Genomic DNA, 13,738 nt, shown 5'->3' with positions numbered 1-13,738 from the left:
CCGATGCCGCTGCTGCCCACCCTGGTCCTGCTTCCTTTCGTCGGCGCCTTCGTCGCCCTGTGCATGCCGGGCGGCTCGCGTACGCGGCCGGCCGCCGCTGCCGCCATCGCGACGCTGGCGGCACTGCTGCTCACCATCGCCCAGTTCGGGCGCATCGCCGGCGGCGAGGTCTTGAGGATGCGCGCGGCCTGGCTGCCCGAGGCCGGCCTCGACCTGGTCTGGCGGATGGACGGGCTGGCCTGGCTGTTCAGCGTGATCGTGCTGGGCATTGGCCTGCTGGTGCTGGTCTATGCGCGCTACTACATGTCGCGCGACGACCCGCTGGCGCGCTTCTTCGCTTGCATGCTGGCCTTCATGGGCTCGATGCTGGGCGTGGTCCTGTCCGGCAACCTGATCCAGCTGGTGGTGTTCTGGGAACTGACCAGCTTTACCTCCTTCCTCTTGATAGGATATTGGCAGCAGCGCAACGACGCCCGGCGCGGCGCGCGCATGGCCTTTACCGTGACCACGGCGGGCGGACTGTGCCTGCTGGCCGGCATGCTGATCCTCGGCCACATCGCCGGCAGCTACGAGCTCGAGGCCGTGCTGGCGGCGGCCAGCCGCATCCAGGCCCATGCGCTGTATCCGGCGGCGCTGGTGCTGATCGCGCTCGGCGCCCTGACCAAGAGCGCGCAATTCCCCTTCCACTTCTGGCTGCCGCATGCGATGGCCGCGCCGACCCCGGTCTCGGCCTACCTGCATTCGGCCACCATGGTCAAGGCCGGCGTGTTCCTGCTGATGCGCCTGTGGCCGGCGCTGTCGGGCACCGAAGCCTGGACCTGGCTCATCGGCGGCGCCGGCCTCTGCACGCTGCTGCTGGGCAGCTTCTATGCGATCTTCCAGCACGACATGAAGGGCTTGCTGGCCTACTCGACCATCAGCCACCTCGGCCTGATCACGGTGCTGCTCGGCATCGGCACGCCGCTGTCGGTGATCGCCGCGGTGTTCCACACCATGAACCACGCGATCTTCAAGGCTTCGCTGTTCATGGCGGTCGGCATCGTCGACCACGAGACCGGCACGCGCGACATGCGCATCCTGCGCGGGCTCGGCAAGGCCATGCCCTATACGGCGGCGCTGGCGGTCGTCGCCAGCGCCGCCATGGCCGGGGTCCCGCTGCTGAACGGTTTCCTGTCGAAAGAGATGTTCTTTGCCGAGGCGGCGCTGGTGGGCGGCACCGAGGACTGGTCGCTGGCGGTGGCGGCCACCTTGATGGGCATTTTCAGCGTCGCCTATTCGCTGCGCTTCATCGGCGTGTTCTTCGGTCCGCTGGCCCAGGACCGGCTGCCGCGTCCCGCGCACACGGTCCACGAGCCGCCGCGCTGGATGCGCTTTCCGGTCGAGTGCCTGGTGGTGCTGTGCATCGCGGTCGGTGTGCTGCCGCAGCGCACGATCGGCGACGTGCTGGCGGTGGCCGCGCACGCGGTGCTGGGCCCGGGCATGCCGGAATACGACCTGGCAATCTGGCACGGTGTCAACCTGCCGCTGCTGATGAGCGGCGTGGCGCTGCTCGGCGGCTGCCTGTTCTACGTCTTCCTGCGCCGCCGCGCCAACCTGCGCCAGCGCACCGACGTGCCGCTGCTGCACCGCCTGAAGGGCGCGCAAGCCTACGAGAACGTCATGCAGTGGCTCAGCCTGGGGGCGGCCTGGCTGATCCGCTGGACCGCCACGCGCCGGCTGCAGCCGCAATTCCGGATCCTGGTCGTGGTGCTGGTGGCGGCGCCGCTGCTGCTGGCGCGGCCGCTGCCGGACTGGCCGCGGCTGCAGCTGGCCGACTTCGATCCGCGCTTCGCATCGCTGTGGCTGATCGGCGCCGCCTGCGCGGTGGCGGCGGCCTGGAAGGCCAAATACCACCGCATGGCGGCCCTGGTGATGGTCGGCGGCACCGGCATCGCCACCAGCATCAGCTTCCTGTGGCTGTCGGCGCCGGACCTGGCGCTGACCCAGCTGATGGTCGAAACCGTGACCACGGTGCTGATCCTGCTCGGCCTGCGCTGGCTGCCGCTGCGCCGCCAGCCGGCCGCGCTGGCCGGGCCGGCACCGGCCTCGACCCAGTTCCGGCGCGGGCGCGACCTGCTGCTGGCGCTGGCCGGCGGGCTGGGGTTGGCGGCCCTCAGCCACGTCGTGCTGACCCGCCCGGCGGGGCGCAGCATCAGCGACTTCTACGTGCTGCGCGCGCTGCCGGAAGGCGGCGGCGCCAACGTGGTGAATGTGCTGCTGGTCGACTTCCGCGGCTTCGACACGATGGGCGAAATCACCGTGCTGGGCGTGGTCGCGCTGACCGTGTATGCGCTGCTGCGGCGCTTCCGGCCGGCGCCCGAAAGCGTGGCGATCCCGCTGCAGCAGGCCAGCGACGCCGATCCGGCGGTGGGCCAGACGCCGGCGCAGCAGGCCGGCAGCGGCTACCTGATGATCGCCGGGGTCTATATGCGCGCGCTGCTGCCGGTGATGGGCCTGGTGGCCGCCTATTTCTTCATGCGCGGCCATAACCTGCCCGGCGGCGGCTTCGTCGCCGGCCTGATCTTCGCCACCGCGCTGATCGTGCAGTACATGGTGGCCGGCACCGACTGGGTCGAAAACCGCCTGCGCCTGCGCCCGCACCGCTGGATCGCCTCGGGCCTGGGCATCGCCTGCGGCACCGGCCTGGGCGCCTGGCTGGTCGGCTATCCCTTCCTGACCAGCCATACCGCCCACCTGACGCTGCCGCTGCTGGGCGAGATCCACGTGCCGAGCGCCTTCCTGTTCGACCTCGGCGTGTTCCTGGCGGTGGTCGGCGCGACCATGCTGATCCTGGTGGCGCTGGCGCACCAGTCGCTGCGCAGCCACCGCCTGCCGGCCGGCAGCGGGCGCGCGCCGGCGCCGTCGGCCCTGCCGCCCACCAAGGAGATCCAGTAATGGAAGCTGTCATCGCGATCGCGATCGGGGTCGTGTTCGGCGCCGGCATCTGGCTGGTGCTGCGGCCGCGCAGCTTCCAGGTGCTGTGCGGGCTGATGCTGATGTCGTATGCGGTCAACCTGTTCATCTTCATCGTCGGCCGCCTGTGGATCGACCGCCCGCCGCTGACGCCGGCCGGCAGCGCGCCCGACCCCGCCGCGCTGGCCGATCCGCTGCCCCAGGCGCTGGTGCTGACCGCGATCGTGATCGGCTTCGCCACCACCGCGCTCTACCTGGTGGTGATGATCGGCTCGCGCGGCCTGACCGGCACCGACCACGTCGACGGCAGGGAGCCCGAGCCATGACGCCGCTCGACCACCTGCTGCTGGCGCCGGTGCTGCTGCCGCTGCTGTGCGGCGCCGTGCTGGTGCCGCTGACCGAGGGCTGGCACCGGCTCAAGTTCGCGCTCGGCTACGCCTCGGTGCTGGGCATGCTGGCGAGCGCGCTGGCGCTGGCCGCGCTCACCGATGGCGGCTACTGGCAGCACGGCATCGGCGTCTACCTGGCCGCCAACTGGGCGGCGCCGTTCGGGATCGCGCTGGTGGCCGACCGCCTGGCGGCGCTGATGCTGCTGCTCACCGCGCTGCTGGCGCTGGCCGCGCTGCACTTCGCGCGGCTGCGCTGGGGCAGGATCGGCGTGCATTTCCATTCGCTGTTCCAATTCCTGCTGATGGGCATCAACGGCGCCTTCCTGACCCACGACCTGTTCAACCTGTTCGTGTTCTTCGAAGTCATGCTGGCCGCTTCCTACGGCCTGGTCCTGCACGGCTATAACGCCGAGCGGCTGCGCGCCAGCATGCAGTACATCGCGATCAACCTGGCGGCCTCGCTGCTGTTCCTGATCGGCGCCGCGCTGATCTATGCGGCCGCCGGCACCCTCAACATGTCCGACCTGGCGGCGCGCATGGCCGGCCTGGCGCCCGGCGCCCGCGGCCTGTTCGAGATCGGCGCCACCGTGCTGGCGCTGGCCTTCCTGATCAAGAGCGCGATGTGGCCGCTCGGCTTCTGGCTGCCGACCACCTATGCCGCCGCCTCGCCGCCGGTGGCGGCGATGCTGGTGCTGATGACCAAGGTCGGCGCCTACGCCATCCTGCGCCTGTGGCTGCTGCTGTTTCCGCAGGCCGGCTTCGGCCACGACGCCCTGCTGTGGGGCGGCATGGCGACCATCGTATTCGGCGCCGCCGGCATGCTCTCCAGCGATAACGCCGGGCGCCTGGCCGGCTATGGCGCGGTGGTCTCCTCCGGCACGCTGCTCGCCGTGATCGGCTACGGCCAGGCGACGCTGGTCGCGGGCGCCTTGTACTACCTGGCCGGCTCGACGCTGGCGATCGCCGCCTTCCTGCTGCTGATCGAACTGATCGAGCGGATCCGCACGCCGCACGCCTCGGTGCTGGCGGTGACGCTGGAAGCCTGGGCCGTCGAGGACAAGCCGGACGAGCCGGTCGGGCGCGGCGTGCCGGCGGCGATGGCCTTCCTGGCGCTGTCCTTCGCCGCCTGCGCGATGGTGATCGCCGGCCTGCCGCCGCTGTCCGGCTTCGTCGCCAAGTTCAGCCTGTTCCATGCGCTGCTCAATCCGCCGCAGGGCACGATCGCCGCCGCCGGCTGGACGCTGATGGCGCTGATCATCGGCTCCGGCCTGGTGTCGGTGCTGTCGATGATGCGTTTCGGGGTGCGCACCTTCTGGGCCAACAGCGGCGCCGCGCCGCCCAAACTGCACCGCTCGGAAGTGCTGCCGGTGCTGTTCCTGCTCGGGCTGTCGGTCTTCATGACGGTCGAGGCGGGATCGGTGTTCGCCTGGCTGGACCGTGCCAGCGAGGGCATCCACCGCCCGCAGGATTACATCGGCCGCGTGCTGGGCCAGCCGGTGGTGCCCTCGCCCGTGCCGCAGCCGGCCGCCGCGGAGGCGCCATGATGCGCTGGCTGCCCTACCCCTTCATCTCGCTGGGCCTGCTGGTGCTGTGGCTGCTGCTGAACCAGACCGTGGCGCCCGCCCACCTGTTGCTGGGCGCGGCGCTGGGCATCGCGGCGCCGCTGCTGACCCGCAGGCTGCAGCCGCTCGGCTACCCGCGCCTGCGCACCCTGGCCCAGTTCCTGGCCCTGGTGCGCCTGCTGGCGATGGCCTCGGTGGAGGTGGTGCGCTCCTGCTTCAGCGTGTGCCGGATCATCCTGTTTGCCGACTACGCCGGCGTCAATTCGCAATTCATCCGGGTGCCGCTGACGCTGCGCGATCCGCACGGCCTGGCCCTGCTTTCCTGCCTGATCAACATGACTCCGGGCACGGTCTGGGTCGAGATCCTGCCGGAACGCTACGAGCTGTCGCTGCACGTGTTCGACCTGCACGACGTGCAATGGTGGATCGCCACCATCAAGAACCGCTACGAACAACCCTTGATCGACATCTTCGAAACGGAGGCTCCCCCTCATGGCGACCCTGCTTGAACTCGCCGTCGGCTATGCGCTCGTGTGCGTGCTGGCAGCCATGCTGCTGTGCACCCTGCGCCTGCTGGCCGGCCCCTCGGCGCACGACCGCGTGCTGGCGCTCGACACCTTGTGGATGTGCGGCATGCTGCTGTCGCTGGTGCTCGGCATCCGCTACGGCTCCCAGGTGTATTTCGAAGCCGCGATGCTGATCGCCCTGCTCGGCTTCGTCTCGACCGTTGCGCTGACCAAGTTCCTGATGCGCGGGGAGATCATCGAATGAACTGGCTCGGCATGCACGGACTGGACCAGGCGCCGCCGTGGGCGCTGGGCGTGGCGGCGCTGCTGCTGGTCATCGGCGCCAGCATCGTGCTGATCGGCGCACTCGGCCTGCTGCGCCTGCATACCTTCTACCAGCGCATCCACGGACCGGCAATCACGATCACCCTCGGCACCGGCTCGATCCTGCTGGCGTCGATGGTGGTCTTCACGGCCGCGCAATCGCGCCCGGTGGTGCATGAACTGATCATCGCCGTGTTCCTCCTGATGACCGCGCCGGTGGTCTCGATGCTGCTGATGCGCGCCGCCGTCTACCGCGACCTGCGCGCACGCAGGCTGGATGCGGGCGTGACCGCCGGCGGCGTGTATCCGGCGCCGCCCGCGGGCGAATAGCGGCGCGCATTTCGCGCCGTCCGGCTGCATCTGGCGCCGGCACTGCGCCATTCGTCGCATGCCGTCTCCTTCCCGCTTCCCTTCGGGCACAGTGGCCTCAACTTAACCACGCAACGGAGACCGCCATGCTGCAGCAAATCGTGATGCACACCCCCGCCTACGTCTGGGCCATCCTCGCCGTGCTGGTCTGGCGCGGCACCGCCGCCCTGCGCCAGCGCGAGATGAAGCTGCGCAGCCTGTTCATCGTGCCCGCCGTCATGCTGGCGCTGTCGCTGCAGGACGTGCTGGTGAAATTCGGAGCGAATGCGATCGCGCTGGCCGCCTGGGCCGCGGCAGCGGCGGGAACGGCGCTGCTGGTATGGAAGTTCGGCCGCAGCCGCACCGCGCCCGGCGCCACGCCCGGCAGCGTGATCGTGCGCGGCAGCCGGGTGCCGCTGGCGATGATGATGGCGGTGTTCTTCACCAAGTACGCGGCCGCGGTGCTGCTGGCCGTCCTGCCGCATGCGCGCCATGACGCGCTGGTGGCGGCCGGCGTGTGCGCGCTGTTCGGCGTCTTCAACGGCTGCTTCCTGGGCCGCCTGGCGCGCGACGTGGCGGCGCTGCGCGGGATCGGTCAGGCGGCTGTCCCCACCCATGCGGTGCGGGCCTGAGCCGACTTCGGTTCGTCAGCGCTGTGTGTTGGCCAGCGCCTCCGCATCCGCGCCGGCCGGCAGGCGCAGCGGCGACGCCGCATCGGTCGCCGCACGCCACACGGCCTGCACCACGTCGGCCGCATGGGTGACCGGGCCGCCTTCCGCGCGGCCGGCAAAGACCCGCTCGGCGAAACCGGCATACGCCTCGGGAATGGCTTCCTGCATGCGCGCCTGGGCGTTCCGGCTGAACGGCGTCTCCGGCGAGCGGCCGGGCAGCACCAGGCTGACGCGTATGCCGAATTCGGCCAGCTCCAGCGCCACCGACTCGGTAAAGGCATTCACCGCCGCCTTGCTGGCGGTGTAGACGGACAGCAGCGGCAGCGCCAGCAGGGTCGTGCTCGATGAGACGTTCACGATCGCACCGGCGCGGCGTGCGCGGAACTGCGGCAGCAGCGCCTGCGTCATGGCCAGCGTGCCGAAGGTATTGGTCTCGAAGACTTCGCGCACCGTGTCCATCGTCGTGCCTTCGAAGGCGCCCATCAGGCCGATGCCCGCATTGTTGACGAGCACATCGACCGGCCCCGCGGCCTCCACGGCGCGCAGGATGCTGGTGCGGTCCGTGACATCCAGCGCCAGCACGCGCAGGTGCTCGGACGCCGCCAGGATATCCTCGCGCGGCGTGCGCATGGTGGCGACGACCTTCCAGCCTTGTGCCAGGAAATGCCTGGCGATTTCCAGGCCAAAGCCGGACGAGCAGCCGGTAATCAGGATGGTTTTCATGGTGGGACTCCTTTCGCGATGGGTGAAGCATCACGATAGCTGGCCAGCGCCGTACTGGCTATAATGGAAAATCCATTATTCATGCGCGGGAGTCCGGAATGACAGACCCATTTGCCGAGATCGTCGCCCTGCTGCAGCCGACGGCACCGTATTCGAAGCTGGTTGGCGGCGCCGGCGCATGGAGCGTGCGGCGCGAGGAATACGGGCGGCCCTTCTTCTGCGCCGTCCTCGAAGGCAGCTGCCATCTCGCCCCGGACGAACATCCGGCACTGTCCCTGCATGCGGGCGACTTCGTGCTGCTGCCGGCCGCTGCCGGATTCACGATGTCCAGCCTGGCGCACGGCCCCGTCGACGAGCCCGCGGAGCCGGTGCGCCTGCCGCATGGCGAGATCCGCCACGGCAGGACCGACGGCCCGCCGGACGTGCGGCTGTTGGTCGGCTATTGCGAATTCGGCGCGCCGGATGCGAGCCTGCTGGTGTCGCTGCTGCCGCGGCTCGTCCACGTGCGCGGCGAAGACCGGCTGGCGACCTATGTGGCCCTGTTGCGGGACGAATCGCGCGCGCAGCGGCCGGCGCGCGACGTGGTGCTGGCGCACCTGCTCGAAATCCTGCTGATCGAAGCGCTGCGCGCCGGCACCGGCAGCACGGCCTCGCCGGGGCTGGTCCGCGGACTGGCCGACGAAAGACTGGCGGCCGCGATCAAGAAGATGCACGCGCAGCCGACGCAGGCCTGGACCGTGGCCGCGCTGGCGAAGGAAGCGGCGATGTCGCGCTCGGCCTTCTTCGAGCGCTTCAACCGCGAGGTCGGCATGGCGCCGATAGCCTACCTGCTGGGCTGGCGCATGGCCCTGGCCAAGGATCTGCTGCGCCGGCAGGAAGGCGGCGTGGCGGAAGTGGCCGAACGGGTCGGCTACGGTTCCGCCAGCGCCTTCAGTACGGCGTTTACCCGTCATGTCGGCGTGCCGCCGGCACGTTTCGGACGCGATCTGCCGCAGGCTGCGGCGCATGCTTGAGGAGCGCAGCGCGAACGCTGCCCGGCCATTCGCCCCTGCGGTGTGACAAAGCGCGGATTTTTTCGGCCCTTGCGCCTGTTATTGTCGAGCATGGCCAACAGTATCCAACTTCCGTACCTGCCCGACCTGCTCTTCACGTTCTACCTGCTGGTCGTGTTCCCCTGCCAAAGGCTGTGGCGCAGCCAGCATGCCGCGCCGCGCAGGCCGCCACGCTCTCCCTTGCAGGCATACTGGCGGCAGGCCCGCCTGGTGCTGGTGCTGCTGGCCGTGCTGGTGCTGGTCATGCGTCTCGGCGAACACACCGCCTTCGACCTCGGCCTGGCATTTCCGGACTCCTTCGCCGCCCTGTGCGGCCTGGCCGTCGCCGGCGTCGTGCTGCTCGCCCTGCACATCGCCAGCAAGCGGATGGAGCGCAGGATGACGCCAGCGCAGCGCGCCAGGCAGGAAGCGCAGGTACGCGAGCTGCCCTTCGCGATGCCGCGCACGCCCTTCGAGACCGCCACCTATCTGCTGATAACGGTCCTCATGACGGCAACCTGGGAAGTCCTGTTCCGCGGCTACCTGCTGCTGCTGCTGCCGCCGCTGACCGGCCTGCCGCTTGCGGTGGCGCTGGCCGCCGCGGCCTACGGCGCCGCGCATGGCTACAAGAATCCGCGGCAGTTCGCGGGGTCGATCGCGGTATCGCTGGCCTTCACGGTCGGCTATGCGCTCAGCGGCAGCCTGTGGTGGCTGATCGTTCTGCACGCGGCGGCGCCGGTGTCGATGCTGTTCTCGGTCCGGCGAATCCAGGAACGGGCGGCGGCCGGCGCGGCATCCGCCTGAGCCGCGCCGGCGCGCGTGCTCAGCGTAGCATCGACTCCCACACCTTCTGCAGGCGCTTGCTCGACACCGGCATCGGCGTGCGCAGCTCCTGCGCGAACAGCGAGACGCGCAGCTCTTCCAGCATCCAGCGGAAGTCCGTCATGCGCGGATCGAGATTCTTCATCGGCTGGTTCTTGATGGTGCGCTGGAACTGGCTGGCCGCGCTCTGCCACTCCGCCATCAGCTGGGTGTCGCGCGCCGTGTTGGTGCGCAGCTTTTCGAGTCGCACGTTCATCGCCTTCAGGTAGCGCGGGAAGTGCGCCAGCTGGCTGTACTCGGTGTCGGCAACGAAGCGCTTGTGCACGAGTTCCTTCAATTGCGCCTGCATGTCGGCGGCCACGGCTTGCGGCAGGTTCTGCAGGCGCTTCGGCATGCCGTGGAACTCGGCCAGCACCTGCCCCACCAGACGCGCGATCTCGTTGATCAGGAGGCCGATGCGGCCCTTGCCCTCGTCCTTGCGCTTGTTGAAGGAGGCTGCGTCATGCGGTAGCGGGTCCTGCAGGCAGGCGATATCGATCGCCTTGTTGACGATCTGCTCGCGCAGCTCCTCAGGCGAACCGACCGACATGAACTGCATGCCCATCTGCTGCATGCCAGGCACGTTCTTTTCCGCGAACTTCAGCTGGTCCTTCAGCTGCAGCGCGAACAGGCGGCGCAGGCCGGCGCGATGGGTGCGCGCGGCCACGTTGGGGTCGTCGAAGACTTCGAGGTCGCAGTGCGTGCCCTTGTCGACCAGGGCCGGGAAGCCGATCAGGGTCAGCTTGCCCTGGTTGATCTCCAGCAGTTCCGGCAGCTCGCCGAAGGTCCAGGCGGTGATGTTGGTATGCTGGCTGACGCCGGTGTTGGCCGGTGCCTGCGCCGCGGGCGCGGGTGCGGCGCCCTTGCCTTTCGCGGCCGGGGCAGGCGCGGCCGCCGCGGGCGCCGCGGCCCCCGGCTTGCCGAACGCCGCCTGCGCCCGCGCCTGGCCGCTGGCCACGGCCGCCGGCGAACTCTCCGCCATGCGCTGGAAGCTCTGGCGCGCCTGGCCGCCCAGCTCCGCCTGCAGCGTGGCCAGGTTGCGGCCCATGTCGAGCTGGCGGCCATGCTCGTCGACCACCTTGAAATTCATCGACAGGTGGGCCGGCAGGGTCTCCAGCTTGAAGTCGGTGGTCAGCACGCGCGCGCTGGTGTGCTGGTGGATGTCGGCGATCAGCGCGTCGATCAGGTCGCCGCGGCCGAAGCGCACCGGGTCCTGATTGCGGTCGAAGAAGCCGGCCGCATAGTCCGGCAGCGGCACGCAGTGGCGGCGCAGCTTCTGCGGCAGGGACTTCAGCAGCAGCTGCACCTTCTCCTTCAGCATGCCCGGCACCAGCCAGCCCGGGCGCTCCTGCGGGATCTGGTTCAGCGCGAACAGCGGCACCGTGAGCGTGACGCCGTCGCGCGGGCTGCCCGGCTCGAAGTGGTAGCTCAAGCCCATCTCGATGCCGGTGACGTTCATCGTCTTCGGGAACAGCTCGGTGGTGACGCCGGCCGCCTCGTGGCGCATCAGCTCTTCCTTGTTCAGGAACAGCAGCTTGGGATTGTCGCGCGAGGCGTCCTTGTACCACTTCTCGAAACCGGCGCCGTTGACGATGTCGCCCGGGATCTCCTTGTCGTAGAAGGCCGCGATCAGCTGGTCGTCGACCAGCACGTCGAGGCGCCGCGACTTGTGCTCGAGGTTCTCGATCTCGCGGATCAGTTTGTGGTTGTGCGCGAAGAAAGGCGCACGCGTTTCGTAATCGCCCGCCACCAGCGCGTCGCGGATCAGGATCTCGCGCGCTTCCTGCGGATTGATGTTGGCGTAGTTGATGCGTCGCTGGCTGTAGACGACGATGCCGTACAGGGTCGCGCGCTCGCTCGCCGTCACCTGGGCGCTGCGCTTTTCCCAGCGCGGCTCGCCCCAGGATTTCTTCAGCAGGTGCGCGCCGATCTTTTCGACCCACTCGGGCTGGATCTGCGCCAGCGTGCGCGCGTACAGGCGCGTGGTCTCGACCAGTTCGGCCGCCATCACCCATTTACCGGCCTTCTTGCCGAGCGAGGAACCGGGCCAGATGTTGAATTTGATGCCGCGTGCGCCGAGGTAGGCGCTGTCGTCTTCCATCTTGTAGCCGATGTTGCCCAGCAGGCCGGTCAGCAGCGCCATGTGCAGCTGCTCGTAGGTGGCCTCGGCTTCGGAGAGGCGCCAGCCCTGCTCCCTGACGATGGTGAGCAGCTGCGAATGCACGTCGCGCCACTCGCGCAGGCGCAGCTGCGAGAGGAAGTTCTCGCGGCAGTTTTCCTGCAGCTGGCGGTTGGTCTTCTTGTGCTCGATGGCCTGCTCGAACCAGCGCCAGATCTTGATATAGCTGAGGAACTCGCTCTTCTCGTCGGCGAATTTCTTGTGCTTCTCGTCGGCCTGCTGCTGGTACTCCATCGGCCGGTCGCGCGGGTCCTGCACCGACAGCGCCGAGGCGATGATCAGCATCTCGGTCAGGCAGTGGTTATCGACCGCGGCCAGGATCATGCGGCCCACGCGCGGGTCGAGCGGCAGCTTGGCCAGCTTGCGCCCCATCGGCGTCAGTTCGTTGGCATCGTCGACCGCGCCCAGCTCCTGCAGCAGCTGGTAGCCGTCGGCGATCGCGCGGCCCTGCGGCGGTTCGACGAACGGGAAGGTCTCGACGTCCGTCAGGTGCAGCGACTTCATGCGCAGGATGACGGAGGCCAGCGAAGAGCGCAGGATTTCCGGGTCCGTGAATTTCGGGCGCTGCAGGAAATCGTCTTCCTCGTACAGGCGGATGCAGACGCCGTCGGCCACGCGGCCGCAGCGGCCGGCGCGCTGGTTGGCGGCGGACTGCGCGATGCTTTCCACCTGCAGCTGCTCGACCTTGTTGCGGTAGCTGTAGCGTTTAACGCGGGCCAGGCCGGAATCGACCACGTAGCGGATGCCGGGCACGGTCAGCGAAGTCTCGGCCACGTTGGTCGCCAGCACGATACGGCGCGCGTTGGTGGTCTTGAAGACGCGGTCCTGCTCCTCAACCGACAAGCGCGCGAACAACGGCAGGATCTCGACGTGCGGCGGATGCTGCTTGCGCAAGGCTTCGGCGCAGTCGCGGATCTCGCGCTCGCCGGGCAGGAACACCAGCACGTCGCCTTGTCCCAGGCGGCACAACTCGTCGACGCCATCGACCACGGCATCGATCAGGTCGCGCTTGTCGCGCGCGGCCTGGGCTTTCGATACCGGCTTGCCGGCGTCGCTGCTGCCTGCGGGCGCGGACACCGGATCGCGGTCGACCGGACGGTAGCGCACCTCGACCTTGTACAAGCGGCCCGAGACTTCGATCACCGGCACCGGCTTGTCCTGCGTGCCGAAATGGCGCGCGAAGCGTTCGGCGTCGATGGTCGCCGAGGTAATGATCACCTTCAGGTCCGGACGGCGCGGCAGGATCTGCTTCAGGTAGCCGAGCAGGAAGTCGATGTTCAGGCTGCGTTCGTGGGCCTCGTCGATGATGATCGTGTCGTAGGCCTTCAGCAGCGGGTCGGTCTGGGTCTCGGCCAGCAGGATACCGTCGGTCATCAGCTTGACCCAGGCGCCCGGCTGCAGCGTGTCGTTGAAGCGGACCTTGTAGCCCACGTGCTCGCCCAGCGGCGTGCCCAGCTCGTGGGCGATGCGCTTGGCGGTGCTCGATGCGGCGATACGGCGCGGCTGCGTGTGGCCGATCATGCCCTTCTCGCCGCGGCCCAGTTCCAGGCAGATCTTCGGCAGCTGGGTGGTCTTGCCGGAACCGGTTTCGCCGGACACGATGATGACCTGGTGCTTCTGCAGCGCCTCGGCGATCTCGTGACGGCGGCTTGATACCGGCAGGTCTTCGGGGAAGACGATGGCGGGGAGCGGCGTGCGCATTGGGGGCTTGCGTTCACCGCGTGGCTGCTCGCCACGGGCGCCTTCGCGCGGCGGACGTTCGCCGCCGGCTTTGCCTTGCCGATTGCCTTCGCCGCCCTGCGGAGCCGCAGCCGGTGCGCGCACGCGTGCTTCCGCAAGCGCATTCGCCAGCGCGTTTGCGGGCGCCTGGGCGCGTGGGCCGCGGCCTCTGCCTGCATCCTGCGCAGCGCTGCGGCCACCCTGCCCGGCCTCCTGCCGGCCGCCTCCCTGGCGACCATCGCCGCGCTGGCCGGCATTGCGCTCGCCGGCCTCGCGGTGCGGCCGTTCCGGCTTCGCCTGCAGCTCGTTCGTCCTGGTCAGCGGCGCACGCGTGTCGGCGCGCCCCGCGTCCTTGCGGGACGGGTTCGAAGTGGCATCGGGGGAAGCTGCGCGCGCCGGGCTCGGCGAAGGCTTGTTACTCTGTTCAGACATTGATTTTTACAAGGTATTTGGTGCGCAAGTCGCGCAGCCAA

At 69.1% G+C, this 13,738-nt stretch carries 11 protein-coding genes; 9 read left to right on the top strand and 2 right to left on the bottom strand.

Annotated elements, in window-relative coordinates:
* Nucleotides 1-3: 3 nt before the first annotated feature.
* From NX782_RS10090 to NX782_RS10060, 7 genes are all read left to right on the top strand, one after another.
* Nucleotides 4-2,934 carry a monovalent cation/H+ antiporter subunit A gene (locus NX782_RS10090; RefSeq protein ID WP_258845316.1) on the top strand — a complete coding sequence of 977 codons (2,931 nt, stop codon included), beginning with the start codon at nucleotides 4-6 and terminating at the stop codon, nucleotides 2,932-2,934.
* The gene (locus NX782_RS10085) at nucleotides 2,934-3,278 is read left to right on the top strand and encodes a Na+/H+ antiporter subunit C (RefSeq protein ID WP_258845315.1); all 345 of its coding nucleotides are present in this window, start codon (nucleotides 2,934-2,936) and stop codon (nucleotides 3,276-3,278) included. Before NX782_RS10090 ends, NX782_RS10085 begins: the two co-directional genes overlap by 1 nt.
* On the top strand, nucleotides 3,275-4,885 hold the full coding sequence (locus NX782_RS10080) for a monovalent cation/H+ antiporter subunit D (protein WP_258845314.1): 1,611 nt from the start codon (nucleotides 3,275-3,277) through the stop codon (nucleotides 4,883-4,885). Before NX782_RS10085 ends, NX782_RS10080 begins: the two co-directional genes overlap by 4 nt.
* Entirely contained in the window at nucleotides 4,882-5,412 is a 531-nt protein-coding gene (locus tag NX782_RS10075; RefSeq protein WP_258845313.1) for a Na+/H+ antiporter subunit E, read from the top strand. The genes NX782_RS10080 and NX782_RS10075 overlap by 4 nt, the downstream gene beginning before the upstream one ends.
* Nucleotides 5,396-5,674 (top strand): K+/H+ antiporter subunit F, encoded by a 279-nt coding sequence (locus tag NX782_RS10070; RefSeq protein WP_258845312.1) that lies wholly within the window; start codon nucleotides 5,396-5,398, stop codon nucleotides 5,672-5,674. The genes NX782_RS10075 and NX782_RS10070 overlap by 17 nt, the downstream gene beginning before the upstream one ends.
* Entirely contained in the window at nucleotides 5,671-6,063 is a 393-nt protein-coding gene (gene mnhG / locus NX782_RS10065) for a monovalent cation/H(+) antiporter subunit G (protein WP_258845311.1), read from the top strand. The genes NX782_RS10070 and mnhG overlap by 4 nt, the downstream gene beginning before the upstream one ends.
* Nucleotides 6,064-6,188: 125 nt before the next feature.
* Nucleotides 6,189-6,713: a DUF6622 family protein gene (locus NX782_RS10060; protein WP_258845310.1), complete on the top strand. Its 525-nt coding sequence runs from the start codon at nucleotides 6,189-6,191 to the stop codon at nucleotides 6,711-6,713.
* Between the two features lie 15 nt (nucleotides 6,714-6,728).
* Here NX782_RS10060 and NX782_RS10055 read toward each other — a convergent pair whose 3' ends face one another.
* Nucleotides 6,729-7,475: an SDR family oxidoreductase gene (locus tag NX782_RS10055; protein WP_258845309.1), complete on the bottom strand. Its 747-nt coding sequence runs from the start codon at nucleotides 7,473-7,475 to the stop codon at nucleotides 6,729-6,731.
* A 98-nt stretch (nucleotides 7,476-7,573) separates the two neighbouring features.
* Here NX782_RS10055 and NX782_RS10050 point away from each other — a divergent pair, with 98 nt between their 5' ends.
* Together NX782_RS10050 and NX782_RS10045 are read left to right on the top strand one after the other, a co-directional pair.
* Nucleotides 7,574-8,488 carry an AraC family transcriptional regulator gene (locus tag NX782_RS10050; protein WP_258845308.1) on the top strand — a complete coding sequence of 305 codons (915 nt, stop codon included), beginning with the start codon at nucleotides 7,574-7,576 and terminating at the stop codon, nucleotides 8,486-8,488.
* 90 nt (nucleotides 8,489-8,578) lie between these two features.
* Complete coding sequence (locus NX782_RS10045; protein ID WP_258845307.1) at nucleotides 8,579-9,310, top strand: CPBP family glutamic-type intramembrane protease; 732 nt, start codon at nucleotides 8,579-8,581, stop codon at nucleotides 9,308-9,310.
* Nucleotides 9,311-9,329: 19 nt separating this feature from the next.
* Here NX782_RS10045 and hrpA read toward each other — a convergent pair whose 3' ends face one another.
* Complete coding sequence (gene hrpA, locus NX782_RS10040; RefSeq protein ID WP_258845306.1) at nucleotides 9,330-13,697, bottom strand: ATP-dependent RNA helicase HrpA; 4,368 nt, start codon at nucleotides 13,695-13,697, stop codon at nucleotides 9,330-9,332.
* Between the last annotated feature and the right edge of the window lie 41 nt (nucleotides 13,698-13,738).

Source organism: Massilia norwichensis (assembly GCF_024753245.1).
Taxonomy (GTDB): domain Bacteria; phylum Pseudomonadota; class Gammaproteobacteria; order Burkholderiales; family Burkholderiaceae_D; genus Telluria; species Telluria norwichensis.
This window is presented reverse-complemented; position numbering and strand designations above follow the sequence as displayed.